Source organism: Sorangium sp. So ce321 (assembly GCF_051530195.1).
In the GTDB taxonomy this organism is placed as follows: domain Bacteria; phylum Myxococcota_A; class Polyangia; order Polyangiales; family Polyangiaceae; genus Sorangium.
The window spans coordinates 13,990-39,623 of sequence record NZ_CP150329.1; the positions used below are offsets into that span (position 1 = coordinate 13,990).

Below are 25,634 nucleotides of genomic sequence, written 5' to 3' on the forward strand. Positions count from 1 at the left end.
GGGTTTGCGCCGGGGAGGCCTGCCCTCCCCGGATCAGCGCACGAGCTGCCATTGGACGTCGGGGGTCACCTCGAGATGCAGGTGATTTCTGTGCGCCCGGTCGTAGTTGGGCGTGAGGATCGACGTGAAGATGTGCTGATCCGCGGCCTCGCACACGATGGAGCGCAGCTCTCGCGCTGCCGCGTCCGCCGGCGGGCTGCTCGCCCCGCTGCGCGCCGGGCCGCGGCTCGCGGGCTTCCCGGCGCCCTCCCCGCACACCGGCGCGCCGCGCCTGCCGACGAAGTCTCGCTCGACGTCGAGCCACTCCTCGGCGAACCCGTCACCGACGCGCTTCTTCACGAACCTGAAGATGTCGATGGCGAGCCCGCCGGGGTGCCTCGTCGCGAGCTTGCCCTCGGGCCACATCGGCGAAGGGGGCCGCCACGCCGAGAACATCAGCACCTCGCCGACGTCGTGCACGCGCAGGATCCGGCTGAAGTCCGAGAGCGCGAGCGCGAGGCGGCAGTCGAAGACGTCGTTCGGGTTGTCGGCGCGCCGGTGGGCCGGCTCCGCGGTCCGGTAGAGGACCCCGCCGACCCCTTGCGTCAGCCGCACCGGCGCGAGCACGCCCGGCGCGCGCCGCACCGGCTCGAACGTGATCTTCCGCCGCACGAGCGCCTCCCGGCACCGCTCCGCGCTCAGGGCCGCGTAGCGCGCCGACGGGTGCCTGGCCCAGTCCTGATGGAACTTCACCTTCGGCTTGCCCTGCGCGCTCGGCGCGGTCGCGAGCGGGCCGAGCGCGAGGGCGAGCGCGCAGGCGGTGGCGGCGTGGCGTGCGGGCGGCATCGTTGCGGGGCGGGCGTCGCCGCGCGCCGAGGCCCGGGCCCACCCGGGAATCCGGGGGAATCCGGGGAAGGGCGCGAGGACCACGGCAGCGCGAGGGCCGCGGAACCGCGGCCTCCGGGGCGGCGGCCGCGCCCATCCTAGCGCGCCATTTGACCGGACCGCGCGATCGTCTCAAAATAGGAGGCATGCGCATCCGTGGGCCCGGAGCCCGCTCGCGCGTCTTGACGTATGGGAACGAAGGCCCGGTCCGCATGGCTTCCCGGTCCGGGCAGTCCCTGGTCCAGGTAGCCACCGCGGCGCGCTCACGCGCTGCATGCAGCTGACATGGGAGATGTTTCCAATCGCGCTCGAAAGATCCTTTTCGCCGCGGTCACCGAGTTCATCGCGACGGGCGACCCCGTAGGCAGCAGGACGCTCGCGCGGAAGTACGGGCTCGATCTCTCGGCGGCCTCGATCCGCAACGTGCTCGCTGACCTCGAGGAGGCCGGCTACCTCCATCAGCCGCACACCTCCGCGGGGCGGATCCCGACCGATCGCGCGCTCCGGCTGTTCATCGACGCGCTCGTCGAGCTCCGGTCGCTCTCCCCCGAGCAGCAGGCGGAGCTCAGCGCGCGGTTCGCCGAGATCTACACGGTGGCGAGCGACCCGCTCCGCGAGACGGGGCGTTACCTGTCGGAGCTGTCGGGCGCCGCGGCGGTCGTCGCGGCGCCGCGGGCGGAGATCCGCGCGCTCGCCCAGCTGCGCTTCATCCCGACGAAGCCAGGGCAGCTGCTCGCCGTGCTCGTCTTCGCCGACGGCTCGGTCGAGAACCGCTTCATCTCGATCGACGAGTCGATCCACGAGGGGGAGCTCACCCGGATCCACAACCTGCTCGCCGACGTGATCGAGGGGCGCACGCTGGGCGAGATCCGGGACCTCTTCGCCCGTCGCCTCGCGGACGAGCGCCTCCAGATCGACGCGCTGAGGCGCCGCGCCTTCGAGCTCGGCAGCAAGGCGACGGCCGACGTGACGCGGCGGAGCCAGGTCGTCATCGAGGGGCAGAACCGCCTCATCGACCTGCCGGAGTACGCCGACGTCGACCGGCTCAGGAAGCTGATGAGGGCGCTCGAGGAGCGCGAGGAGCTCGTCGATCTGCTCGACCGCACCCTCGCCGCGGGCGCAGGCGAGGTCACCGTCTTCGTCGGCAGCGAGGCGGGCGATCTGGGGGGAGGCCAGCTCAGCCTGGTCGCTGCGCCGTACATGGAGAACGGGCGCGTCGCCGGGACCGTGGGCGTGCTCGGCCCGACGCGGATGGACTACGCGAAGGTGATGCCGCTCGTCGACGCCACCGCCGCGGCGATGAGCGAGGCCCGCGGCAAGGTCAAGTAGCGCCCTTGCGCCGCGCCTCGCGGAGGCGCTCGAGCACCTCGTCGAAGTCGGGGGGCGGCGGCGCCTGGAACCGCATCGGCCGGTCGTCGGCGGGGTGGTTGAAGCCGAGCTCGGCCGCGTGGAGCATCAGCCGCGAGGCCGGGATCTTCACCCCGCGGTAGCCGCGCACGTAGACCGCCTCGCCGACGAGCGGGTGGCCGGACTCCGCGAGGTGGATGCGGATCTGGTGCGTGCGGCCTGTCTCGAGGCGGCAGGCGACCAGCGTCACGCCCGGAGCCCCGGGCTCGTCCTGCGGCCCTCGGAGCGTCTCGATCGGCTCGACGTGCGTCACCGCGAGCTGCCCCTCGCGCCGCCCCTCCCTCGCCGAGCCGCGCAGCCCGTCGCCCCGGTCGTCGACGAGGTAGCTGCGGTGGGTGCCGCGCGGGACCGCGCCGTGCGCGAGCGCGAGGTACTGCCGGTGCATCGAGCGCACGCGGAGCTGCTGCGCGAGGTGCTTCTTCGCGGCGAGCGTCCGCGCGAAGACGAGCAGCCCGCTCGTCCCCTTGTCGAGGCGCTGCACGACGCCGAGCGGCGCCCGCCCGCGCAGGCGGTCGCGCCGGGCGAGCACCTCCCGCACCAGCGCGTCGAGCGTCGCGGCCTGCTCCGCCGGGTCCTCGTCGCCGTACGGGATGGTGCTCACCCCGGCGGGCTTGTTCACCACGACGACGCTCGCGTCCGCGTAGACCACGAGCTCGCCCTCGAGCTTGCGCCGCCGCACGGTCTCTGGCCGCGGCGCGTGCAGGCGGATCTCGACGCGCTCGCCGTTGAGCACCCGGCGCCGGGCGCTCGTCGCCACCGCATTGCCGACCAGCACCTTGCCGGTCTCGATCAGCCGGCGCGCGTCGGACCACGAGACGGAGGCGAGCGCGCGGATCGCGCCGTCGAGCGGCCGCCGGTCCAGCTCTGCCGGAACTATCCAGTGGCCATCCTGCGGAGGTCGTACGGGAGCGGGCGGGCCGACGCCGGTCGGTTCAGCGTCGTCCTGGGTCGTGAGAGCGGCGGGGCGGAGCGGGCGCATGAGAGCTCACAGGGGCGCCTTGCTCGGCCCGACCAGCGTGGGGCCGGGCTCTACCGGCGCGAAAAACGCGCATCCGCGGGGCTCGCGGGGCGAAATACTCCGCGAATGTTGACACATCGCGCGACCGGAGCCGAAGATATCCGAGCCGTCATCGCTTTCTCGCCATCTGAGAGGAGACCCGTTCGTGGCCAGCACCCTTCTCGCCGTAGACGACAGCGTGACCATGCGCAAAGTGCTCGAAATCACCTTTGCGGGTCAGGATTTCCGCGTCGTGACGGCGAGCAGCGCCGACGCTGCGCTGCAGAAGCTCAAGAGCGATAAACCCGACCTGGTGATCGCCGACATCACGCTCGAGCCGAAGAACGGCTACGAGCTGTGCAAGGCGATCAAGCAGGCCTCACCGGCGACGCCCGTCCTGATCCTGTCGTCCAAGCAGAACCCGTTCGACCCTGCGAAGGGCTCGAGCGCGCAAGCGGACGACCACATGGACAAGCCGTTCGACACGCAGCAGATGATCGACAAGGTCAAGAAGCTGCTGGCGTCGCGCGGCGAGGCGAAGCCGGCCGCGGCTGCGGCTCCTGCTGCGGCGACGCCCGCGCGCGCTCCCGCCGCCGCGGCGCAGCCCGCGGCAGCGGCGCAGCCGGCGGCAGCGGCGCAGCCCGCCGCTGCAGCGGCGACGAGCCCGCTCCAGCGCGCGAAGACGCTCATCTACACGCCCAACGCGCCAGCTACCAGCGCCGCGCCGGCCCAGGCCTCGGTCAAGACGGCGCCGACCGGCGCGTCGTCGGGTCTGCCGCAGACGACGATGGCCTTCTCGCCGACGCCGGTGTCCGGCGTGCCGAAGACGGCGACGGGGTCTGCCGCGGTCGCGGCCACCGCGTCCGCGCAGGTCAACGGCCAGATGGCGAGCAAGCTCGAGGGCCTCGGCCTCACGAGCGAGCAGGTGGAGGCCGTGATGGCGCTGTCCCGCGACGTCGTGGAGCGCGTCGTCTGGGAGGTCGTCCCGGTCCTCGCCGAGACGATCATCAAGGAAGAGATCGCGCGTCTGACGAAGTAGCCGCACCCCGGCTGCCGCGCGACCGCTGGCGTCGTGGACGCGCTTCTCGCCGGGACTCCCGGCGAGAAGCGCAAGCGGGGAAGCGTGCGCCGCGACGCCGCAGCTCACGGGGCAGGTCTGCGCAAGCTGCGCACGAAGGCCTGCCCGGGTCGGGGCTTCGCTCGCACGGGGCGCGGCAGGTCCGTCGCTGCGCGAGAGCATGCGACCGCTGCTTTGCCCGGCGACGTAGAGTTGCTACGCCAGGGCCCCGCCGCGTTCCGCGTCCGGCGCAGCCATGAACGACACGCACGACAAGAGCAGCGGTGCGCCCGCAGACGCCCGCGATGAGCCGGCCGTGGACGGTGAGATGGCCGCCGGTGACGAGGCGTCCGCCGGTGACGTGACGGCCGCGGGCGATGAGCCGGCCGTTGGCGACATGGAGGGCTCCGACGCCGCCGAGCCGCGCGCCCCTTCTCCGGAGGACGAAGCGGCAGAGAGCGACGGCGTGACCGGCGCCGACGAGGCCGAGCCCGACGACGACGAGCCGCGCCTCGTTCCGCAGGGCAACCCGCTCCGCTGGCGCGGCGCTGTCGTGCTCGCCGCAGGCGCCCTCGTCGCGTTCGTCGTCATGGCGCTCGCGCCTCAGTTTCGCTGGGGCGTCCCCCTCGGCGCGCTCGGGGTCGCGGCCGCCACGCTCGGCCTGCTCGATCTGCTCGGCACGTTCGACGACCCACCCGAGCGCGTCGCCGCGCGCGTCGGCATCCGCGACCTGCTCGGTCCGCTCGCGCTGCTCGGCGGCGGGCTCGTCGCGTTCTTCGTCCTCATCACGCTCGGTGTGGCGGGCTACTTCTCTCCGATCTCCGCGTCACGGGACGGCGCGCCCGCGCTGCTCTCGCTGGCGATCCCCGCCGTCGCGATCCCCGCCGCGTTCCTCACGGCGGTGGCCGGCGCGTTCCGGGTCGGCGAGCGCCTCGGCCCCGGCCGCGTCGACGAGGCGGGCGCCCCACGCCCCCTGCTGCGGCGGCATGGCTTCTGGCTCGTCGCCCTCGTCACGCTGCTCTACCTGCCCATGCTCGGGAGCCACTCGCTCACCGACCCGTGGGAGACGCATTACGGCGAGGTCGCGCGCGAGATCCTCGCGAGGAACGACTGGATCTCGCTCTGGTGGGCGCAGGACGGCTGGTTCTGGTCGAAGCCGGTGCTCGACTTCTGGATGCAGGCGCTCGCCATGGCGGCCTTCGGCGTCCGCTACCGGTCGGGCGAGATGCTCTCGGCGGTCGCCGAGGGGCGCACGCCGTGGCCCGAGTGGGCGGTCCGGCTGCCCATCTTCGCGCTGACGCTCATCGCCGTTTACCTCCTCTACAAGGCCATCTCGCAGATCTTCAGCCGCCGCGCGGGGCTGCTCGCGGGGGTCGTCCTCGCCACGATGCCGCAGTGGTTTCTGGTCTCGCACCAGACCATGACGGACATGCCGTTCGTCGCGACGATGGCCGCCGCGATGGCGCTCCTCCTGCTCGGCATCCACACCGACGAGGCGCGCGAGGCGCGCGTCTACGAGGTCGACCTCGGCGCGCTCAAGGTGGGGCTCTCCGCCTATCACCTCGTGCTCGGGGCGATCATCGCCTGCGCCCTGCCGCAGATCCTCTACCTGCTCTCGCGTCACGTCGAGATCCACCCGGCGCCCTTCGGCGTGCGCCTCCACGGGGACGTCTTCAGCTCGGGCTCTCCGGGCAACTGCGGGCTGCCCGGCAACGAGGCCTGCCGGTCGGTGCTGCCCGTGCTCCCCGGGCTGCAGCCCGTGCTCCAGGCGCTCATCTGGGCGCAGACGCTCGGCATCGTCCTCTACGCCAGCTGGGGCGAGCGGCGCGTCCAGCGGCTCCTCTTCCTCGCGGCGTGGTTCTTCGCCGCCCTGTCCACGATGGCCAAGGGGCCGGCGGGCTTCGGCCTCCCGGTGCTCTGCGCGCTCGGCTACGTCGTCGTCTCCCGCCGGTACCGCGACCTGCTCAAGATGGAGATCCCCGTCGGGCTGCTCGTCCTCGCGTGCGTCGCGCTGCCCTGGTTCGTCGCGATGTACGGGCGGCACGGCCAGCCGTTCACCGACAGGCTCCTGTTCCACGACATGTTCAAGCGCGCCTTCACCCACGTCCACGACACCAACGAGGGCGACGACGTGAGCTTCCGCTACTACGTGTGGCAGCTCGGCTACGCGATGTTCCCGTGGACGGGTCTCGTGCCCGCCTCGCTCGTGTGGTGGCTCCGGCGCCGCGAGGGCGGAGCTCCAGGGGAGGGGGGAGCGTCAGGGGAGGCCGGCTCGGCCGACGTCCGCCAGAGCGACGCCTCGGTGTTCCTGGCGATGTGGTTCATCTTCGGCTTCGCGCTCTTCGCGCTGATGCTGACGAAGTTCCACCACTACATCCTGCCGGCCGTCCCGCCGGCGGCGATGCTCACGGGGATCCTGCTCGACGACATGCTGCGCCTCGGGGGCGGCGCGCGAGGGCTCGCGCGCGGCTGGAGCGGCGCCTCCTCGCCGGCGGTGCCCGCGCGCTCGAGCGCGGTGGTCCTCTACGAGCGCGCGATGCTCGGCGCGATCGCGATCGGCGCTGCGGTCCTGGTCTTCTTCGTCGGGCGCGACCTCGCGATGGCCCGCGACGGGCAGCCGAGCCAGGCCAGGCTGCTGCACCTGTTCACGTACAACTACAAGCGTCCCTGGCCGCAGTCGCTCGACTTCTCCGCGACCCTCTGGGCGTTCACCGCCGCGGCGGCGGTCCTGTGCGCCCTGCTGGTGGTCGCGCGCTGGCGCCGCCTCGTGCTCTACGCGCTCCTCTCGCTCGCCGTCGTGTTCACGGCGTGGGGGCTCGACGTGTACTTCGTGCGGACCTCGCCGCACTGGGGCCAGCGCGAGACCTTGCTCGCCTACATGCGCGCGAGCCAGCAAACCCCGGGGCCTCTCGTCGCCTACCAGCTGAACTGGAAGGGCGAGAACTTCTATGCCGGCAACAAGCTGGCGGCGTTCGTGTCGAGCGGAAAGAAGTTCCAGGACTACATCAATGAGCAGAAGAAGAAGGGCGTGAAGACCTTCTACTTCGTCACCGAGCACGCGCGCACCAGCTCGCTCTCGAACGAGCTCGGCAATCCGCGCGTCTTCGAGAAGCTCACTCCCATCGAGCTCAACAACAAGTTTCTCGTCGTTCGCGCAACATTCGAGTGACGAGCTGCGCCTGGAGGAGCTCAGCTCACCATCGCTCTCCGGCTATGGCGCTGTACGCCTGCTCTATCCTGAGGCGTGCTGTTGTAGGTGCTCGTCGGTAGTGCTGGCTAAGGAAATCCCTTGCAGGTCTGTCGTCCTGGACGCGCAGGAGCGCAAGGGAGCCCCGGTGCAGATATTCTAAGTGTTTGAATTGACTGAAGGAAGGCGCCGGCACGCCTCCTGCTCTTCAGGAGCCCGAGCGTCGCGGCGGAGACCTTCCCCCCCCCAGGTCCGCTGCGACGCTCTTTATCTTTTGCGCCGTGGCGCTGGTCGCACATCGCGCGACCAGCGCCTCAATCACCGGCGCTTGCAGGGGCAGCTTGCTGTGCAGCGAAATACCGATCCAGCGCGTCGAGGAGACCTGCTGTCGTGCTCACCTCGGCGGTCACGCCGATCCGGAGCCCCCGTTTCGCGGCCGTCGCGGTCGTGATCGGTCCGATGCTCGCCAGGAGCACACGGTCGAGCCGCGCCGCAGCGCCCTCGCCGAGGAGATCGCAGAGGCTGTCGACCGTGCTGCTCGAGGTCAGCAGCACGATGTCGATCGTTCCCGCCGAGAGCGCCCGGAGGAGCTCTTCACGGCGCTCGGTGGAAGCAGGGCGGGTCTCGTAGACAGGCACGACGTCGACCTCGCAGCCCGCGGCGCGGAGGCGCTCGGGGAGCACCTCGCGGGCGACGAGCGCGCGCGGAAGGAGGACGCGGACGTCTGGACGCGCCGCCAGGCGCTCCGCGAGCGCGGGGTCCGCGAGGAGCGCCTGCGCGAGCTCCTCGCCCCGGAACTCCCCTGGAACGATGTCGGCGCGGACGCCCCGCGCGGCGAGCGCGGCGGCCGTCCCGACGCCGATCGCGGCGAGCCGCGCCGAGCCGAAGGCGCGCGCATCCAGGCCGAGCCGCTCCATCTCCCGGAAGAAGCAGGCCACCCCGTTCTCGCTCGTGAAGACGACGGCGTCGTAGCCAGAGAGCCCGCGGACGGCCTCGGTGACGCGCGCGGGGTCGGGCGGCGGGTGGATCTCGATGGTCGCGAGCTCCACCGCCTCGCCGCCGCGGAGGCGGATGAGCCTCGACGTCGAGCGCGCCTGGTGACGCGGCCGGGTCACCAGCACCCGCTTGCCGAACAGCGGCTTCCGGTCGAACCAGCGCAGCGCGTCGCGCAGGCGGGTGACGGCGCCGACGACGATCACCGCCGGGCTCTGGAGCCCCGCTTCCATGGCGCGCCGGGGCAGCTCGTCGAGCCGGCTCGTGACCACGCGCTGGTCGGCCCGCGTGCCCCACTGGATCGCCGCCGCCGGCGTGGCGGGGTCGCGGCGCCCCGGCCCCGTCAGCCCCGCGACCACCGCGTCGAGGGCCTGCATGCCCATCAGCACGCAGATGGTCCCGCGGACCGAGGCGAGCTCGCTCCAGTCGAACCCCTTGCCCGCCCGGGTGACGCCGCTGACGATCATCACGCTCGAGGCGATGTTCCGGTGGGTCAGCGAGATGCCGGCATAGGCGGTCGCGCCGAGCGGGGAACAGACGCCCGGCACCACCTCGAACGGCACCCCGGCCCGCGCGAGCGCCTCCGCCTCCTCCGAGCCGCGCCCGAAGAGGAACGGGTCGCCGCCCTTCAGCCGAACGACGCTGCGGCCCGCGAGCCCCAGCGCGACGAGCTCCGCGTCGATCTCCGCCTGCTTCGCGTCCTTCACGACGCGGTCGCCGCCGCGCTTGCCGACCGACCGCACCTCGGCGCCCTCCCGTACGCCGTCCAGCAGCGCGAGGTGCACGAGCTCGTCGTGCAGGACGACGTCCGCCGTGGCCAGGAGCTCTGCGCCGCGCTGCGTGAAGAGCCCCGGATCGCCCGGGCCGGCGCCGACGAGGTACACGACGCCCGGCCTCGCCGCGCCCGGCGCCCCCGCCGCGGGCCGCGCGGCCGCCGTGCCCCGCCCCTCGTCGGAGGGATCGTGACGCCCGGGAAGCACTGTCAAACTCCCGTCGTTTTCTCGTTCACTCATGGCAGACGTTGATTGTCATAACGATTCTGTAGTGATGTTGACTCGGTGCGTTAAGGGTATAGAATCGCACCCGTTCGACTCAACGTCCGGCGGTTTCTGGAGTCCATTCGATGAGATCTGTGAAACTGTTCGAGGAGCTGCGGGGCTCAGAGCGCGGCTTTACGGACCGGTGGTACGTCAGCAACGGGGAGCAATCGGTCGGGCCGGTCAATCTCGACCAGCTCGCGCGGGGCATCGAACGCGGAATGGTCCCGCTCGATAGCTTTGTCCGCAATGAGGCGTGGACCGTCTGGTGCCCGCTGTCCGACATCGCAATGGTCACGGTCGCCGCCTCGGCGACGCCTGCGGAGCAGCCGGACGAGGAGTTTGCGGGGGACGACGACGACACGGTCCCGCTGTCTGGAGAGAGGGCATCGCCGCGCCCTGGACCGGCGGCGCACCCGGCCGCTCGCCGTGGTGCGGCGCATCGGTGAGCGGTCCCCGCGCGGCCGGCCGGTGCCGGGCGCACGAGCCGCGCGACAAGGCGAGCGCGGCCCGATGAGGGGAAGTGGGAGGCCTGTCTCATGCGGGCGGTTTCGGGCGAACACTAGCCGATTCGCCCGGCTTCCGCGAACTGCGGATCGGGCGCCGCGACCGGGGCGGTCCCCGCGGGCGAAGGGCTGCTATGCTCCGCCGCCGTGTTCCCCACGAAGAGACCGCGCCGGCTTCGTCGCTCTCCCGCCCTCCGCGCCCTGGTGCGGGAGACGTCCCTCAACCCGGGGGATTTCATCCTCCCCCTCTTCTTCAACGAGGTGCTCGACGCGCCTCGCCCGGTCGGGACGATGCCGGGTGTCTCGCAGCTGCCCGTGAGCGCCGCGGCCGCTCAGGCGCGGCTCTGCAAGGAGCTGGGTATCGGCGGGACGATCCTGTTCGGGCTCCCGCGCACGAAGGACGCGTCGGGCTCGAGCGCGTATGACGCCGACGGCCCCGTCCCGCGCGCCGTGAAGGCGATGAAGGAGGCGGTGCCGGAGCTCCTCGTGATGACCGACGTGTGCGTCGATGAGTACACCGACCACGGTCACTGCGGCCTGCTCCGGCAGGACGCGTCCGGAGCGGTGGACGTCGACAACGACGCGACGCTGGAGGTGCTCGCGCGGGCGGCGGTGGTCCACGCGAAGGCGGGGGCGGACGTCGTCGCGCCGAGCGACATGATGGACGGCCGCGTCGCCGCGATCCGGCGCGCGCTCGACGCCGAGTCGCTCACGGGGACGGCGATCCTCTCCTACGCCGTGAAGTATGCGTCCGGCTTCTACGGTCCGTTCCGTGAGGCGGCCGACTGCGCCCCCCAGTTCGGCGACAGGGCGGGCTACCAGATGGACCCCGGGAACGCCCGCGAGGGCCTGCGTGAGGCGGCGCTCGACGAGGAGGAGGGGGCCGACATGCTCATGGTCAAGCCCGCGCTCGCGTACCTCGACGTCATCGCCCGCGTGCGCGAGGCGACGACGCTCCCGCTCGGCGCCTACAACGTCAGCGGCGAGTACGCGATGATCAAGGCGGCCGCGGAGCGCGGGATGATCGACGAGAAGCGGGCGGTGCTCGAGGTGCTCACGTCGATCCGGCGCGCCGGGGCGGACTTCATCCTGACCTACCACGCGCTCGACGCCGCGCGCTGGCTCGGCTGAGCCATGCGGATCCGGGTCGCGAGCGCGGCGCAGCGCTCCAGGTGGGTCGCCGCGTGCGCGGTGGGTGCGTCGGCCGCGCTCGCGGCGGGGTGTGGTCCGGAGCGGTGCGACCGCTCCGAGAGCGCGAACCCGCCGGTCGAGTTCACCGAGGCCATGCCCGAGGGCGGCGTTTACGAGACCTCGGCGCCGGACGGCGATCTCCTCTACTTCCCGGGCGGCATGCGGTACGCGCTCAGGCACCACCTCGGCGCGCAGCCGCGGTGGTGGCAGGTGGACCTGTCGTTCGAGCCGGACGGCACGAAGAGCGGCGGGACGCTGGCGCACGCGGCGGGCAACCAGGCGGAGGTGGTCTGCGTCGACGACCAGCACCTGGTCCTCATGAACGGCAGCTGCTCCGAGTACTGGCTGCGGGTGGTCGCCGGAGGCGCGGACGTCGCGAGCGGCGAAGGCGAGACGGGGACCGCCGGCGGTGCGAACGAGGCCGGCGGCGGTGAGGCCGGAGCCGCCGGCGGTGCGGGCGGGGGCGCTGCTGGCAGAAGGTGCTACGGCGACGATCCCGGCTGAGGGAGCGAGCAGCCCCGGGCGCTCGCGGCGCTCGTCACACCGGGCTGCTCGCCGCGCCTCGCGCGGCGAGCTCTAGGCCTGCGCCACAGCCTGCCGGGCGAACTGGAGCCGGTACAGCTTGCTGTACACGCCGCCGGCGGCGAGCAGAGCCTCGTGCGTGCCCTGCTCGACGACGCTGCCCTTGTGGAAGACGACGATCCGGTCGACGGCGCGGATCGTGGAGAGGCGGTGCGCGATGATCAGCGCGGTGCGACCCGCCATGGCGCCCTCGAGCGCGCGCTGGAGGCGCGCCTCGGTGTCGCTATCGACGTTCGCCGTGGCCTCGTCCAGGATGAGGATCGGCGGGTCGCGGTAGAGGGCGCGGGCGAAGGCGATCAGCTGGCGCTCGCCAGCGCTGAAGTTGCTGCCGCGCTCGAGCACCGGCCCATCGAGGCCACCTTCGCGGCGCTCGAACAGATCGAGGGCGCCGATGCGGTTCAGCGCGTTCACCACCTTCGCGCGATCCGGGATCGCGTCGCCGGCCGCGATGTTGGTGAGCACCGTGCCAGGGAACAGGAACACGTCCTGAGGGACGACGGCGAAGTTGCGGCGCAGCTCGTCGCGAGGGTACGCGCTGGCATCGCGGCCGAAGACCCGCACCGCGCCCTCCTCGACGTCGTAGAGGCGGAGCAGCAGCGACGCGACGGTGCTCTTGCCGGCGCCGGTCGCGCCGACCAGCGCGATCTTCTCGCCGCTCCTCGCCGCGATCGAGACGTGCCGCAGCACGGGCACGCCCGGCTTGTAGCTGAACACGACGCCGTCGAGCTCGAACGCGACGCGCTCGTCCGCGACCCTCGCCGCGTCGGCGCCGCCTGGCGCGGCCGCCATCGCCGTCGCGTCCTCGTCCTTGTTGTCGAGCAGCTCGAAGATGCGCTCCGCGCCGGACATCGCCGACTGCAGCAGCGTGTACCGAGCCGAGAGATCGCGGATCGGGACGAAGAACATGTCGATGTACGCGACGAAGGCGAACAGGGTCCCGAACGAGATCTGCTGCTTCAGGCTCTTCACGCCGGCGTACCAGAGCACCGCGGCGATACAGACGCTCGAGACCATCTCGATGGCGGCGTCGAGCGTCGCGTCGAGCACGATGGAGCGGTTGTTGGCGTTGCGGTAAGCCTCGTTGATCTCGTCGAACTCCTCGGCCGAGCGCTCCTCCCTGGCGTAGGCCTGCACGACGGCCATCCCGGAGACCTGCTCGTTGAGGTACGCGTTCATCCTGGCCGTCTTCGACCGCACCTCGCGGAAGGCGTCGCGGATGCGCCGCCGCGTCCAGTTGACGCCGAGGGCGACGGGGGGCACCGCCGCGAAGGCGAGCAGCGACATGCGCCAGTCGAGCGACAGCATCACGGCGATGATGACGACGAGCCGGATGAGATCGCCGAACGCGTTGAGCGCGCCGGACGCGAACATCTCGCCGATCGCGTCCACGTCGTTCGTCACGCGCGTGACGAGCCGGCCGACCGGCGTGCGATCGAAGAACCCGAGGCGGCGGGTGTGCAAGAAGCCGAAGACGCGCACGCGCAGATCGGCCATCGCGCGCGCGCCGGCGAGCTGCATCAGGTAGAGCTGCGGGAAGGCGAGCGACTGCTCCAGGAGCATGACGCCCGTGAGCAGGATGCCGGCGCGCGTGAGGTGATCGAGCCCGCCGGGCGTGTCGAACGCGTCGAGCGCGTCGCGCATGATGAGCGGACGCAGCAGCGCCAGCGACGCCGTCACGATGAGCAGCCCGAGCGAGAGCGCGAGGTGCTTGCCCTGCGGACGCACGAACGGCCACAGCCGCACCAGCATGCGCGCGTCGTACGCCTCACCGAGCTGCGTCTCCTCGTGAAAGCGGCTCAGCACGTCCTCGGTGCGGCTCGCCCTCTTCGCCCCCCGGGGCGTGCTCGCCGCCTGCGCCGGCCGTCGTGCGCTCGCGCTCACCTCTCCCGCGCCGCCGCTCGATTTGGCCTGCATCGTCGCGCCTTCTCCAGGTCCCGGTTGCGTCACGCGAGCCCCACCGGCTGCGAGGGCGGCGCCTCGAAGGTCGCGAGATCCTCCTCGAGCTGCTGCTCCTCGGCGAACGACGCGTACAGCCCGCCCGCGCGCACGAGCTCGTCGTGCGTGCCGCGCTCGAGGACCTTACCCTGCTCGAGCACGACGACCGCGTCGCACCGCCGCGCGGCCGCCACCCGGTGCGTGATCAAGATGACGGTCCGTCGCGCGGCCTGCCGCTCGATCGCGGCGAGGATGGCCTGCTCGGTCTTTGCGTCGACGGCGGAGAGCGGGTCGTCCAGGACGAGGACGGTCGGCTCGCGCACGAGCGCGCGCGCGAGCGCGACGCGCTGGCGCTGGCCGCCGGACAGCTGGACGCCCCGCTCCCCGACCACCGTGTCGAAGCCATCCGGCAGCGAGAGCACCTCGCCCAGCACCTCGGCCTCGGCCGCGGCCGCGCGGATCACCTCGAACGAGGCAGGCGAGTCCGGATCGTCGAGCGAGTAGCCGATGTTGCGGGCCACCGTGGTCGAGAAGAGGAAGGCGTCCTGCTGCGCATAGCCGATGCCGGCGCGCACGGTCTCCAGGGGCAGATCGCAGATGTCGACGCCGTCCAGGAACACCGAGCCGCGCGGCGTGGGCATGAGCCGGGCGAGCAGCGTGGCGATGGTGCTCTTGCCAGAGCCCGTGCGGCCCACGATGGCGAGCGACTTGCCGGCCTCGATCTCGAAGCTCACCCCGTCGACCACCTTCCTGGCGCCGTGGGAGAACGTCAGATCCTTGACGGCGATGGCGCCGCGGACGACGTCGGGGGCGGGCATCGGCCCGCTCACGACCTCGGGGATGGCCTCGAAGATGGCCTTGAGCCGCGCGTAGCCGGCGCGGCCGCGCTGGACGATCGCGGCGACGAAGCCGAGGGCGAGCACCGGCCAGGTGAGGCGCAGCAGCGCCAGCCAGAACGAGACGAAGTCGCCCCTTGTCATCTGCCCGTCCAGCACGAGCTGCCCGCCGTACCAGAAGACGATGAGCACGCCGACCGAGCTGATGGCCCCCATGAGCGGCCCCATGGACCCGCGCAGCCTGGCGAGGGCGAGGCTCTTCTCGAGGTAGCCTTGGTTCGTGTTGGCGAACGCGGCCATCTCGGACGCCTCGAGCGCGAACGAGCGGACGACCCTGACGCCCGCGAGGCTCGCGAGGACGCGGTCGCTCATGGCGCCGATCGCCTCCTGGTTGTCCCGGGTGCGGATGAAGAGCTTGGTCGAGAACGACCGGGTGACGAGCATCAGCGCGGGCATCGTCACGAGCGCCGCCAGCGTGAGCCGCTGCGAGATGTGGAGCATCACGTACAGCGCGCTCGCGAAGGCGAAGAGGGAGCCCACGACGTTCAGCAGGCCGAAGCCGAGGAGCAGCCGGACCTGCGTCAGGTCGTTCGTCGCCCGGCTCATGATCTCGCCGGTCGGCATCTTGCGGAAGAAGGCCGGCCCGAGCTTGTGCAGGCGCGCGAGCAGCACCGCTCGGAGCTCGTACTCGACGTTTCGACCCGCGGTGAAGATGGTGACCCGTGAGAACACGCGCATGACGGCGGCGCCCACGCTCACCCCGAGCATGATGAGCGCCGCCCGCGACGCCTCCGTCGACTGGAGGTTCACGGCCGCGTCGACGGCGTCCTTGACCAGGAAATCCCGCTTGGCCATGAGGAGCTGCTGCGTCGCGAGCAGCGCCGCGCCGGCCAGGTAGAGCGGGAGCTTGTGGCGGAACTGGGCGCCGAGACCGACGGGATAGGTTGAAGGATCGCGTTTGACCATTGCGGGGAGAGCCGCGCGGGCGACGCTCAGCGCGCCTTGCGCGGCGTCGGGGCGAGCGGCTTGCGGTGCGAAGTCGAGAGGGCGGGGCGCTCTCTTCCATCAACGACGAGCTCGAGGTCGTCGATCTCGAGCCTCGTCGAGAGCAGGCCGAGCAGCACGCGTGCCCCTCCGCGTCCGTCGAGCTCGCTTACCACGCCGATCTTGTCGCCGAACGGCCCTCGTTGCACGCGGACCCGGCTGCCCTTCTCGATCACGCCGCCCTTCGCGGGCTCCGGCGTGACCCTCGCCGCAGCGACCGGCTCGACGGCCGGGGCGCGCTGCGCGCGCGGCGCGTGCTCGGCCGACGGCCTCTGGGGCGCCTCGGCTCGCGGCTGCTGCTCCGCGTCCGCGTGCTGCGTCCGCCGTACCGGAGCGCCGCCCTCTCCGCCGTGCTTCGGCGAGGGGCGCGGCTCTCCGCGACCGGCGCCGGCGTTGCTCGTGGACTTGAACAGCGTCGCGAGCGTCGGCCGGCGAGCGGGGAGGGCGGCCTCCACGCGCTCGTCGCCGCGCGCCCGGGCCTGCTCCATCGAGCGCTCGCGCGCCCGGGCCTGCTCGGAGCGCCACCGCTCGTTCTCGGCCTCGAGCTCCGCGTGGGCGCGCGCCCGCTCCTGCTCGATGCCCTCGAGCTTGCGATCGAGCGCGATGCGATCGTTCTCGCGCGACCACGCGACCAGCCGGTAGATGGGGGCGAGCGCGACGATCGCGTCCTCGAGCTGCTCGTCGAGGATGTCGGCGTGCTCGACCGCGGTCTCCCGCGGGATCGCCCATCCGATCCAGAGCGGGACTTGCCCGTCCGCGGCGCGGCGGAGCATCTCCGTGATCGCGTCGGGCGTCGCCGCGCTGCAGTCCACGCGCTCGCCCCCGCCGGCGCCGAGCGAGAACTGCTCCGGGAGCGCGTGGAGCGCGCTCGTGAGCTCGGCAGCGAGCGGTGAGGTCGGCTCGCCGGTCGCCTCCTCGGACGCCGAGACGCGGGCCCGGAGGTTGTCGACATCGACCTTCGCGTCCGGGTGGACCGCGAAGCACACCTGCACCTCGCTCTCCGAGATGCGCAGCGCGAGGAACGCGTGCCGTGTGAAGGGGCTCGGGTCGTCGATCGCTTCGGAGATCGAGCGGCCGCGATCGAGCAGGCGATCGAGCTCGTCGCGCGCGGCCTGGTCGCGCCAGAAGAAGACCCACTGGCAGTCGGCCCGGTGCTTGTTGCGGATCGAGGGGTGCTCGTCCGAGCCGTGGACGTCGACGGAGATGCCGAGCTCGGCCAGCCGGGCGACGACGCCGCGCGCCCAGGCGAGCGCGCGCTGCTTCACCTCGAGGCGGGGGCGCGAGTAGGCCTTCGAGGTCGCTTTTTCGGCGGCGTAGGCGTCGAAGTCACGAGCGGTGAGGTGCAGGGAAGGGTGGCTCATTGCTTCGACTGGTTGCGAGGCGCGGCGTGGGCGGATGCTGCCCGTGGTTCATCACGTGAGGAGCTGTGCTCTCGGTGAAAGTCGCGCGGATGGTATCGTGAGGAGCTTCGAAATCAAAGCCTCCACACCGCGCGATCGATCCCGGGGAAGCGTGGAGGCGGCACGCTTGACCGCCCTGACAACCATGTCACCGTAGGCACTCCTGTGCCCCATCAAGAGGGCGATCCCACCAGTATCATCTAGATCCCCGCGTAAAACGCGCTTCTCCGGCGCAGCGGGGGCAGCTCCCGGGCGCTCCAGTCACCCGAGTCACCCGAGCACCCGAGCCCGTGAGCCTGCGAGGCCCGTCGGCCTGACGAAAGAGGAATCATGGAACAGCATCGAGACGAGCACATTGTCTGCGCGAGCTGCGGCACGTCGTTCCTGTTCTCGGCTGCAGAAGCCGCCGTCTACGCCGAACGGAAGCTCGCGGCCCCGCCGAAGCGGTGCCGGACCTGCCGCCGTGCACGAAAGGACAGTCAAGGGGAGCACGAGCGCGCGTCGACGTCTCGCGCGGCACAGCACCAGCGCCCGGGAGCAGCCCGGAGCGCCGGGGGGTACCGCGGCGCTCCGGGCCGCGGCGGCGGGCAGCCTTTGAAGCCTCGCTATACGGGTGACGTGAACGAGTACCGGAGCCCGATGCAGGACGCGTACTCGGGGATGACGCCCGCCTGGACGGTGCCGAGCCACTACCAGCAGCGCCCGCGCGGCGGTGCGCCCGTCCGCGACGACGGCAACTACCGCGCGCCGTCCTTCGGCGGCGAGCGCCGCGCGGCACCGCCCGCCCGCGCCGCCGCGCAGCAGCCCCGCGCGCCGCGCACCCGTCCGACGTTCTCGATCACCTGCAAGTCGTGCGGCTCCGAGGGCGAGGTCCCGTTCAAGCCGGTCGAGGGGCGCGACGTGTTCTGCCAGGCGTGCTACCGCGCGCGCAAGCCTTCCTGAAGATCCCCCGAGACGAGGTCGGCGCCGCGCGCGTCCGCTGAGCAGCGGCGGCCGCGAAGCGGCGCAGAGGTCCGGCCATCCCTGGCCGGACTTCTGGCAGGCGGAACTAGAGGCTGATCTCGCAGGCGAGCTCGGAGGTGAAGCCGAGCTCGCCGAGCGTGATCGTGACCTTCACGCCGCCGCCGGACGCGCGCCGCGCCGTCTCCTCGACCATCCCCACGACCCACAGCCGGAGCGGCAGCGAGGCCGGATCGAAGTCGCCGATGTGGAGCGTGACCCGCCCGGTCGGGCCGGTCGCGACGCGCCACGAGCCGAACGTGAAGAGCCGCGACCAGATCGAGGTCCCGCGGCGCATGAGCGACGCGATGTCGGTCAGCGGGCGGGCGAACAGCGTGCGCACGAGGCTGTGCAGCTCGCCGCCGACGCCGAGCCTGCCGATGTCGCGCCAGCGCTCGAGGTCGCGCAGGACCAGCGACGTCGCGAGCTCCATGTAAGCGTCGAGCGCCTCGAGGTCGTATCCGACGAGCGCGTTGATCGAGTCGTGCCGGAAGTCGTCCGCGTACCGGAGCGGCATCTGCGCGACGACCTCGTCGCGCGCGCTCCTCCCGTACTCGTCCACGATGGTGCGGTCGACGCTCCGCAGGACGGGGCCGCGCACATGGTACTGCCCCGCGAAGCGCGCCGGCAGCGGACGGACCGGCGTGACGTTGGGCCGCCGCGTATCGCGCTGCCGGTTGATCAGGTTGCCGAAGTCGGCGCTGCGCACGGTCGGCTCGGCGCGGAGGCCGAGGTCGGCGCTGCGCACCGTGGGCAACGACTCGCCGCGCTGCGAGAGCAGCGTGGGCTCGGAGCCCCGGTTCCGCAGCGCGTTCGAGAGCGTCACGCCGGGGGCGGGCCTCGCTGGCTCCGACGACGGCCGCATGCCCGGCGGCGCCTCGGTGACGCGCCCGCCCGACACGAGCGGCGGCGAGATGCGCATCGGCGGCGCGGGGTTCATGTCGAACGACGTGCCCACGCGCGAGCGATCGCGTGAGGACGAGAGGCGATCGCGCTCGTTCTCGGTGGCGTTCCCCAGGCTCAGGGCCATCCGCCGCTGCACGTTGATCAGCCTGCCGAGCGCCGCGGTCCGTCGGTGGGCGTCCGGCGCGACGCGCTCCAGCTCGCGGACGACGTCGCCGGCCGTCTGGAAGCGCTTCGCGGGATCCTTCTGCAAGAGCCGCTGCACGATCGCCTCGAGCCGCGGGTCGATGGTCACGCCCGCGGAGGCGAGCGTGGGCACCTCCGCGTGCACGACGCGGAACGCGGTCGCCACGGCGGTCGGCGCGCGGAACGGCCGCGTGCCCGTGAGCACCTCGTAGAGGAGGACGCCCACCGAGAAGAGATCGCTCCGCCCGTCGAGCGGCGACTCCCCCGTGGCCTGCTCCGGCGACAGGTAGTCCGGCGTGCCGAACACGACGCCCGTGCGCGTCCGCGGCGACGGGCCGTCGGAGTCGAGCACCTTGGCGATGCCGAAGTCGAGCAGCCGGACCACCGCCGAGCCGCGGCTCGGATCGAACGCGATGAAGATGTTCTCGGGCTTGAGATCGCGGTGGATGATCCCCGCCCGGTGCGCGGCGTCGAGCGCCTCCAGCACCGGGATCGCGACCCCCACGGCGGCCTCCATGTCGAGGCGGCCGAAGCGCGCGAGCGCCATGCCGAGCGACTCGCCGTCGAGGTGCTCCATCACGATGTACGGACCGAGATCGCCGACGCCGGCGTCGATCACATCGACGATGTTGGGGTGGCGGATCCGGTTGACCGCCTGCGCTTCCTGGAAGAACCGGTGGGAGAGCTCCGAGTTGTCCGCCAGCTCAGGGTGAAGGAATTTGATCGCAACGGCGCGACCTGCGAGCACGTGCTCCGCCCGGAACACGTCGCCCATGCCGCCCCCGCCGATGCGCTCCGCGAGGCGGTACTTGTTGTCGACGAGGAGGCCGGGGGTCGGGGGTCGAAACGCCATCTGCTGCCGCTGGCGGGGAGGGACCAACGTCATGGTCCCCGAGAACACGCGCCCCTGTAAAGGGTTGGGAGGCACGCGCCTCCCGAAAGCTCGATCCTATTCCTTCGTTGCGTGTCGCGGCTAGGGTACGTGCTCCATGTGTGGGGCGGATTGCAGCGCGAGGGACATCGCGCGAGCCGCGATCACGGCGCGGGTGCATTCTTCCGCAGTTCGGCGACGCGGTGTGCAATTTCCGCGAATCCGCGGCCCATGGGAAGGGAGGCCACGAACCGCGGCGGAACCGAGAGCTTGCCGAGGTGGGCGCGCACGTTGGCAACCCCGAAGGTCAACGTAAATGCGGCAAAAGCGACGCCGTCGTTGCCGCTGTCGCCGACGAAGGCGTAACGGTACCGCGCCCGGGTTGGATCCTCGCCGAACCGCGTCGAGAGCAGGCGCACGACGCCCGTGGCCTTGTCGGAAGGGTCCCGGGTGAGGTGGAGGTGGACGCTCGAGAGCAGCGTCCTCACCCCCCGCTCACGCAGCTCGGCGCGCATCCTCTGCACGTCCTCCGGCGGCACACGCCGGTGCTCTCCGATATCGATGGTAACGTCGGTCACCCTCTGGTCGTTGTCGTCAGCGAGCGCTGCCGCAGGAAAACGACGCACCATGTCATCGGCGAGCGCGATGAGCTCGGCCCGACGCGCCTGCCGCGCGCCACGGTCCAGGCCGTCGAGCGCGGCGATGCGGCCGGCGCTCGGGGCCACCCCGCCTCGAGGGTCGGCCAGCGGCTCAGCCTGCTCGCGGACCAGGGCGACGGCCCCGTTCTCGGCGATGGTCGCGTCGATCGGCCATTGCCGCTGGAGCACCTCGCCCCAGCCGGCGGGCCTGCCGGTGCAGGCGATCAGCGCGAGCCCGGTCTCGCGCAGACGGAAGAGCGCGCCGTAGGCGGCTTCGGTGAGGGCGCCGTGGTCCAGCACGGTGTCGTCGAGGTCGAAGATCACCCCGGCGAGGGCGCTCACGGCGTCGGCTGTCAGCAGGGAGAGCGGCTTCATCGGGGCTGGTCAGAGCGCGTCGACGCGCGCGATGAGGCTCTTCAGGTAGAGCCCTTCGGGGAACGCGGAGGGGACGGGGTGGTCCCCTCCCTGGAAGTGCCGGTCGAACACGGCGGCCTGCATGCGCGCGTCGCGCGCGCCGAGCGCGAGCACGCGGGTCAGGTCGTCGAGGCTCACGGCGCTCGAGCAGGAGCAGAGCACGAGGATGCCCCCAGGGCGCGTGGCGCGGCACGCGCCGGCCGCGAGGCGCCGGTACGCCGTGAGCGCGACGTCCTTGGACGCGCGCGTGCCCGCGAGCTTCGGCGGGTCGCAGATGACCAGGTCGAAGCCGCCCTGCCGCGACGCATTTTGCAGCGCCTTGCGGGCGTCGTCGCGCGTGAAGGCGATCCGGTCGAGCAGGCCGTTCTCCCGCGCGCACTCCGCCCCGACCTCGAGCGCCGTCGCGCTCTCGTCGATCGCGAGGACCTCGCTCGCGCCGCCGCGGGCGGCCGCCATGGCGAACGTGCCGACGAAGCAGAACGCGTCGAGCACGCGCCGGTTGTGGGCGAGCTGCTCGACGCGGGTCCGCAGCGTCCGCTGGTCCAGGTAGAAGCCGGTCTTGTGGCCGAGCGCGAGCGGGATCGCGTAGCGCAGCCCTCGCTCGACGAACCGGAGCTGATCGAGGCCGACGTCGCCGCGCACCACGCCGGCGTCGGCGGTGAACCCCTCGAGCTTCGCGAGCGATTCCGGGGTCCTGTCCACGATCGCGCGCGGCGAGAGCGCCGCCTGGAGGGCGTCGAAGATCACGCCTTCGCGGCGCTTGACCCCGATCGTGCCGAGCTGCACCACCGCCACGTCGCCGAACAGGTCGACGATCAGGCCAGGCAGGCCGTCCCCCTCCGCGTGGACCAGCCGGAAGGCGTCGGTCTCGTGGCCAGGCGACCGCGCCGGCAGGCCGAGCTCGCGGCGGTGCGCGATGGCGCGCTCGATCCGGTGCCGGAAGAGGGCCGCGTCGATCGGCCGGTCCTCGCGCGTGTACATGCGCACCGGGATGGCCGAGCGCGGGGTGTAGAGCCCGCGGCCGAGCACGCTGCCATAGGGGTCGGTGACCACGACCTCATCGCCGGCCACGGCGCCGCCCTCGATGCGCGCGATCGCCTGAGCGAACACCCAGGGATGCCCCGACCACACGGGCCGAACATGACCCTGCTTCAACGTAACCGTAGGCATGGTGGAATCCGATTGCTCTCGATGTTGGCAGGGCTGCCGGCCGAGGCGACCGCGCCGTGACGTTTGACGCTGGAGCTAGTACCCTGCGGGACGGCGCGCGTGTGAACCTTCCGCCACAGCGCGCCGTGGCGGCCGATGCACGCCGGAGTGCTTCGTGGCCATGGTGACGACAATCCCGCGAGATGGTCGATGGCATCCCGGTTGCTAACTTCCCTGCACCGAAGAGGAGTCGCCCGATGCGCCGTTGCTTGACCCATGCCCTTGTTGCGGTGGCGATGACCGCGCCGATGAGCGCGCTCGCGCAGGAGAACAACAACTGTCCTCCCGGCGCGTGGTTCTGCGAGGAAGTCGAGCCCCCCCGCGATCCCGCCGCGGAGCCGCCGCCCGCCGCTTCCGACGAGGCCCCGCCCGCCGAGGCGCTGCCGCCGCCTCCCCCCGCCCCGCCCCCGCCGCCTGGCAGGCGGGCAACCCGCCCGGCCCCGCCGCCGGTCGTCGTCTACCAGACCTCGCCGTCGGGCCAGCCGCCGCAGGTCATCGTCGTGACGCCTGGGTCGGCTCCTCCGCCGCGCGTCGTCGTGCGTCGCGTGGTCCCGCCCGCTCCGCCGCCGCCGCCGAAGCGGCGCTGGCGGCGGCAGTGGGGCGTCAACTTCCGCTTGGAGGGCCTCATGATGGGGCGCGAGCACGGCGGGGCCGAGGAAGCCGGCATGGGCGGCGTCGGGATCAGCCTGCGTTACCGGCCGGTCCCCGCGTTCGCGCTCGATCTCGGCGCCGACTTCCTGGCGGGCACCGACTACAACGGCTACCAGCGGAGCGAGACGCCGATCTCGCTGAGCGGGATGCTGTTCGTCAACCCGCGCAGCCGCACGCAGTTCTACTTCACGGGTGGCCTGAACATCTCGCACGCCGACGTCGAGCGGCCCTGGAGCGAGGTGGCGGCCAGCGGTGAGGAGTTCGTTCCGAACACGGAGTACGACTACTTCGGCGCGCACGGCGGCATCGGCCTCGAGTTCCGGCTCTCCCGCCGCCTCGCCCTGAACATCGACGCGCTCGGCTTCGTGCGCAGCCGCACGGACGATGGTGCCGTTCCGGAGTTCAGGGATCCTGACACCGGCCGCACGACCGATACGTCGGGCGGGGGGCTCTTCCGTGGCGGGCTCAGCGTCTACTGGTGAGCGGCTCGTCATAGCGTCCGGTCCGCCCTGACCGGGCGGGGCTCGCGTCGGTTTCTCTCTCCTCCAGGCCGCCGTCGCGGTCCGGGCTGCCTTCACGCGGTATAACGCCGCCTCGTGCCCACGGCCTCGACCCTGCGCGCGCTTCGCAGCCGCGCCCCGCTGCTCCTCTCCGTCACCGGCGGTGCGACGTTCGCCCTCACGGCGCCGCCCACGGATCTCTACCCTGCCGTCATCGCTGGCCTCGCCCTGCTGGCGGCCGCCGTCCACGACGCGCCGACGTTCTGGCGCGCCTTCGGGCGCGGCGCCGCCTGGGGAACGGCGGCGGGCATCGTGGGCCTGCGCTTCGTGCCGGAGGTCATCCAGCGCTTCACGCCGCTCGGCTCGGCTGCCTCGTACCTCGCGCTGGTCCTGCTCGCGGCCGCTCAGTCGCTGGTCTGGGCCGCCTGCGGGGGCATCACGAGCGCGCTCCTCCGGCGTCTGCGCGCTCCGCTCGAGCTCGCGTTCGCGGCCGGCGTGCTCGTCGCCGTCGCCATCCCGACCGTCTTCGGCTGGACGCCGGCCGGCCTCATGAGCCCCTGGCCAGCGCTCGTTCAGCTCGCTGACCTCGTCGGTGAGCGGGGCGTCTCCGCGCTGTTCGCCGTGGGGGCGGCCCTGCTCACCCGCGCGGGGCTCGCGGCCTTCGGGAAGGCGCCGGGCGGGCGTCCGCTCGCGCGTGCGTCTGCGCAAGGGCCGCGGCCCGCGCGACCTCACCTGTCCCGCGCGCTCGTCTACCCGGCGCTCGCGAGCGCGGCGCTGTTCGGGCTGCTCGCGATCCACGGCGCGCTGCGGATGGCCGCGGTGGAGCGGGCGAGCGCCGGCCTGCCCACGACGCGGGTCGCGCTCGTCAACCAGGCGGTCGGGCCCCACGAGCGCTGGCAGGCGAAGAACCACCCGCGGATCCTGCGAACGCTGCACGAGCTCACCCGGAAGGCCGAGGCCGGCGGCGCCGAGCTCACCCTCTGGCCCGAGGCGGCGTATCCCTACTCCCTCGCGCACAGCGCCCGGCAGGCGCCGCGCGGCGGTCGAGCGATCCTGGGTCCCGGCGTCCGCGGTCCGGTCCTGGCCGGGCTCATCACCCAGGCCCCGCCCGTGAAGGCTGCTGACGGTGTCGAGGAGCGGAACAGCTACAACTCCGCCACCCTCGTGCTCCCCGACGGGAGCATGCAGCCGACGCAGGACAAGCTGCAGCTGCTCTGGTTCGGCGAGATGGTCCCGGGCGGCGCCTACCTGCCGTGGCTGCGGCGCACCTTCCAGAAGAGCGGCGGGCTCATCCCGGGGGTCGAGCCGCGCGCCCTCACGCTCGCCCGAGAGCAGGGGCCCGCGCTCCGGATCGGGGTGCTCAACTGCTACGAGGATACGCTCACGGGGGTGGGGCGGCAGATCACGAGCACGCTCACCCCGAACCTGCTCGTGAACATCACGAACGACGCCTGGTTCACCGGGAGCGCCGAGCCCGAGCTGCACGCGCGGCTCGCGGCCATGCGCGCGATCGAGCTGCGGCGCGATCTCGTGCGCGCCGTCAACCTGGGCGTCGCCTCATGGATCGACGCCCGCGGCGTGGTGCGCACCCGCAGCGAGAGCGCTGCGCCGGAGATCACCTTCGCGACCCCGGCGGTCAGGGACACGCCGCTGACGCCCTACACCCGCCTGGGCGACGTGCCGCTCGCGTCGCTGCTCGCCCTCGCGATCCTCGCGTGCGCGCTCAGGGCACGCCGCTCCCCGGCGAAGGTCTCGCCAGAAGCCCAGGGCGTCTCCTCGGAAGCGCACCCGCTCACGGATGCGCCGGAGCTCGCGTCGCCGGATGCGGCCACGCAAGCTGCCGCCGACGTGCCGCTCAGCCGTCCTTGAGCGCCTTGACGGGCGCCGCGCGGAGCTTGCGGCTCGCCGGCTTGCCCTTGATGGTCATCGGCTGCTTCGTGAACGGATTGATGCCTTCCCGGTCCTGCGTGGCCGGGGTCTCCTTCGCCTTGATCTTCACGAGGCCCGGAACCGTGACCTCGCCCGGCCCGTCCGGACCAAGCTCCTTCTTTACCAGCTCGCTGAGCGCATCGAGCACGCTGGCCACGGACTTCTTGTCGAGGTTGGTGGCCTCAGCAAGACCGACGATCATCTGCGCCTTGGTCAGCTTGTTCGAACCGGGCATGTTTCCTCCAAGTCGAAAGGGGGCGTCCGTTTAACAAGCGAGGTTTCCCATCGCAAGGAATAA

At 72.1% G+C, this 25,634-nt stretch carries 19 protein-coding genes and 1 pseudogene; 10 read left to right on the forward strand and 10 right to left on the reverse strand.

Annotated elements, in window-relative coordinates:
• Positions 1 to 33 precede the first annotated feature (33 nt).
• On the reverse strand, positions 34 to 825 hold the full coding sequence (locus tag WME89_RS00045; protein ID WP_438007249.1) for an extensin family protein: 792 nt from the start codon (positions 823 to 825) through the stop codon (positions 34 to 36).
• Positions 826 to 1,149: 324 nt separating this feature from the next.
• Between WME89_RS00045 and hrcA the strand changes: the two genes are divergently transcribed.
• Complete coding sequence (hrcA, locus tag WME89_RS00050; RefSeq protein WP_438007250.1) at positions 1,150 to 2,193, forward strand: heat-inducible transcriptional repressor HrcA; 1,044 nt, start codon at positions 1,150 to 1,152, stop codon at positions 2,191 to 2,193.
• Here the strand turns inward: hrcA and WME89_RS00055 are convergent.
• A complete protein-coding gene (locus tag WME89_RS00055; RefSeq protein ID WP_438007251.1) occupies positions 2,186 to 3,250 on the reverse strand; it encodes an RluA family pseudouridine synthase in 1,065 nt (354 codons plus the stop codon). The two genes, hrcA and WME89_RS00055, sit on opposite strands and share 8 nt — an antisense overlap.
• Positions 3,251 to 3,434: 184 nt before the next feature.
• Between WME89_RS00055 and WME89_RS00060 the strand changes: the two genes are divergently transcribed.
• On the forward strand, positions 3,435 to 4,307 hold the full coding sequence (locus WME89_RS00060; RefSeq protein WP_438007252.1) for a response regulator transcription factor: 873 nt from the start codon (positions 3,435 to 3,437) through the stop codon (positions 4,305 to 4,307).
• Positions 4,308 to 4,581: 274 nt separating this feature from the next.
• The gene (locus WME89_RS00065) at positions 4,582 to 7,494 is read left to right on the forward strand and encodes an ArnT family glycosyltransferase (protein WP_438007253.1); all 2,913 of its coding nucleotides are present in this window, start codon (positions 4,582 to 4,584) and stop codon (positions 7,492 to 7,494) included.
• A gap of 332 nt (positions 7,495 to 7,826) precedes the next feature.
• On the opposite strand, the gene cobA is transcribed toward WME89_RS00065, so the two are convergent.
• The gene (cobA, locus tag WME89_RS00070) at positions 7,827 to 9,485 is read right to left on the reverse strand and encodes a uroporphyrinogen-III C-methyltransferase (protein ID WP_438012084.1); all 1,659 of its coding nucleotides are present in this window, start codon (positions 9,483 to 9,485) and stop codon (positions 7,827 to 7,829) included.
• A 143-nt stretch (positions 9,486 to 9,628) separates the two neighbouring features.
• On the opposite strand from cobA, the gene WME89_RS00075 reads away from it, so the two are divergent.
• From WME89_RS00075 to WME89_RS00085, 3 genes are all read left to right on the forward strand, one after another.
• Positions 9,629 to 9,991, forward strand: coding sequence for a DUF4339 domain-containing protein (locus WME89_RS00075; protein ID WP_438007254.1), 363 nt, complete (start codon positions 9,629 to 9,631; stop codon positions 9,989 to 9,991).
• 186 nt (positions 9,992 to 10,177) lie between these two features.
• Positions 10,178 to 11,179 carry a porphobilinogen synthase gene (gene hemB / locus WME89_RS00080; RefSeq protein WP_437667672.1) on the forward strand — a complete coding sequence of 334 codons (1,002 nt, stop codon included), beginning with the start codon at positions 10,178 to 10,180 and terminating at the stop codon, positions 11,177 to 11,179.
• Positions 11,180 to 11,182: 3 nt separating this feature from the next.
• Positions 11,183 to 11,743, forward strand: a complete 561-nt coding sequence (locus WME89_RS00085) for a hypothetical protein (protein WP_438007255.1) — start codon at positions 11,183 to 11,185, stop codon at positions 11,741 to 11,743.
• A gap of 72 nt (positions 11,744 to 11,815) precedes the next feature.
• Here the strand turns inward: WME89_RS00085 and WME89_RS00090 are convergent, their stop codons facing one another.
• The 3 genes from WME89_RS00090 to nusG are packed head-to-tail and all read right to left on the reverse strand — an operon-like array spanning position 11,816 to position 16,997.
• Entirely contained in the window at positions 11,816 to 13,735 is a 1,920-nt protein-coding gene (locus WME89_RS00090) for an ABC transporter ATP-binding protein (RefSeq protein WP_438007256.1), read from the reverse strand.
• 29 nt (positions 13,736 to 13,764) lie between these two features.
• The gene (locus WME89_RS00095; protein WP_438007257.1) at positions 13,765 to 15,558 is read right to left on the reverse strand and encodes an ABC transporter ATP-binding protein; all 1,794 of its coding nucleotides are present in this window, start codon (positions 15,556 to 15,558) and stop codon (positions 13,765 to 13,767) included.
• Positions 15,559 to 15,584: 26 nt separating this feature from the next.
• Complete coding sequence (nusG, locus tag WME89_RS00100; protein WP_438007258.1) at positions 15,585 to 16,997, reverse strand: transcription termination/antitermination protein NusG; 1,413 nt, start codon at positions 16,995 to 16,997, stop codon at positions 15,585 to 15,587.
• A gap of 369 nt (positions 16,998 to 17,366) precedes the next feature.
• On the opposite strand from nusG, the pseudogene WME89_RS00105 reads away from it, so the two are divergent.
• A pseudogene (locus WME89_RS00105) lies at positions 17,367 to 17,507 on the forward strand (zinc-ribbon domain containing protein); the annotation flags it as partial.
• A gap of 123 nt (positions 17,508 to 17,630) precedes the next feature.
• Positions 17,631 to 17,978 carry a CxxC-x17-CxxC domain-containing protein gene (locus tag WME89_RS00110; protein ID WP_438012085.1) on the forward strand — a complete coding sequence of 116 codons (348 nt, stop codon included), beginning with the start codon at positions 17,631 to 17,633 and terminating at the stop codon, positions 17,976 to 17,978.
• Positions 17,979 to 18,084: 106 nt separating this feature from the next.
• Here WME89_RS00110 and WME89_RS00115 read toward each other — a convergent pair whose 3' ends face one another.
• The 3 genes from WME89_RS00115 to WME89_RS00125 form a co-directional block, all read right to left on the reverse strand.
• Positions 18,085 to 19,977: a serine/threonine-protein kinase gene (locus WME89_RS00115; protein WP_438007259.1), complete on the reverse strand. Its 1,893-nt coding sequence runs from the start codon at positions 19,975 to 19,977 to the stop codon at positions 18,085 to 18,087.
• Between the two features lie 182 nt (positions 19,978 to 20,159).
• Complete coding sequence (locus WME89_RS00120; RefSeq protein WP_438007260.1) at positions 20,160 to 21,008, reverse strand: HAD hydrolase family protein; 849 nt, start codon at positions 21,006 to 21,008, stop codon at positions 20,160 to 20,162.
• Between the two features lie 9 nt (positions 21,009 to 21,017).
• Positions 21,018 to 22,217, reverse strand: coding sequence for a class I SAM-dependent rRNA methyltransferase (locus WME89_RS00125; RefSeq protein WP_438007261.1), 1,200 nt, complete (start codon positions 22,215 to 22,217; stop codon positions 21,018 to 21,020).
• A 236-nt stretch (positions 22,218 to 22,453) separates the two neighbouring features.
• On the opposite strand from WME89_RS00125, the gene WME89_RS00130 reads away from it, so the two are divergent.
• Complete coding sequence (locus WME89_RS00130; RefSeq protein ID WP_438007262.1) at positions 22,454 to 23,389, forward strand: hypothetical protein; 936 nt, start codon at positions 22,454 to 22,456, stop codon at positions 23,387 to 23,389.
• 114 nt (positions 23,390 to 23,503) lie between these two features.
• Complete coding sequence (gene lnt / locus WME89_RS00135) at positions 23,504 to 25,276, forward strand: apolipoprotein N-acyltransferase (protein WP_438007263.1); 1,773 nt, start codon at positions 23,504 to 23,506, stop codon at positions 25,274 to 25,276.
• On the opposite strand, the gene WME89_RS00140 is transcribed toward lnt, so the two are convergent.
• Positions 25,263 to 25,571 (reverse strand): HU family DNA-binding protein, encoded by a 309-nt coding sequence (locus WME89_RS00140; protein ID WP_061617084.1) that lies wholly within the window; start codon positions 25,569 to 25,571, stop codon positions 25,263 to 25,265. The genes lnt and WME89_RS00140 overlap by 14 nt on opposite strands.
• Positions 25,572 to 25,634: the final 63 nt, after the last annotated feature.

What these genes read in the sequence shown, in the direction of transcription:
- WME89_RS00090 (WP_438007256.1), bottom strand. Translation starts at nt 13,735, where the DNA reads ATGCAGGCCAAATCGAGCGGCGGCGCGGGAGAGGTGAGCGCGAGCGCA.
- WME89_RS00120 (WP_438007260.1), bottom strand. Translation starts at nt 21,008, where the DNA reads ATGAAGCCGCTCTCCCTGCTGACAGCCGACGCCGTGAGCGCCCTCGCC.
- WME89_RS00075 (WP_438007254.1), top strand. Translation starts at nt 9,629, where the DNA reads ATGAGATCTGTGAAACTGTTCGAGGAGCTGCGGGGCTCAGAGCGCGGC.
- WME89_RS00115 (WP_438007259.1), bottom strand. Translation starts at nt 19,977, where the DNA reads ATGGCGTTTCGACCCCCGACCCCCGGCCTCCTCGTCGACAACAAGTAC.
- WME89_RS00065 (WP_438007253.1), top strand. Translation starts at nt 4,582, where the DNA reads ATGAACGACACGCACGACAAGAGCAGCGGTGCGCCCGCAGACGCCCGC.
- WME89_RS00055 (WP_438007251.1), bottom strand. Translation starts at nt 3,250, where the DNA reads ATGCGCCCGCTCCGCCCCGCCGCTCTCACGACCCAGGACGACGCTGAA.
- WME89_RS00045 (WP_438007249.1), bottom strand. Translation starts at nt 825, where the DNA reads ATGCCGCCCGCACGCCACGCCGCCACCGCCTGCGCGCTCGCCCTCGCG.
- WME89_RS00140 (WP_061617084.1), bottom strand. Translation starts at nt 25,571, where the DNA reads ATGCCCGGTTCGAACAAGCTGACCAAGGCGCAGATGATCGTCGGTCTT.
- WME89_RS00085 (WP_438007255.1), top strand. Translation starts at nt 11,183, where the DNA reads ATGCGGATCCGGGTCGCGAGCGCGGCGCAGCGCTCCAGGTGGGTCGCC.
- WME89_RS00130 (WP_438007262.1), top strand. Translation starts at nt 22,454, where the DNA reads ATGCGCCGTTGCTTGACCCATGCCCTTGTTGCGGTGGCGATGACCGCG.
- WME89_RS00095 (WP_438007257.1), bottom strand. Translation starts at nt 15,558, where the DNA reads ATGGTCAAACGCGATCCTTCAACCTATCCCGTCGGTCTCGGCGCCCAG.
- hrcA (WP_438007250.1), top strand. Translation starts at nt 1,150, where the DNA reads ATGGGAGATGTTTCCAATCGCGCTCGAAAGATCCTTTTCGCCGCGGTC.
- WME89_RS00125 (WP_438007261.1), bottom strand. Translation starts at nt 22,217, where the DNA reads ATGCCTACGGTTACGTTGAAGCAGGGTCATGTTCGGCCCGTGTGGTCG.
- nusG (WP_438007258.1), bottom strand. Translation starts at nt 16,997, where the DNA reads ATGAGCCACCCTTCCCTGCACCTCACCGCTCGTGACTTCGACGCCTAC.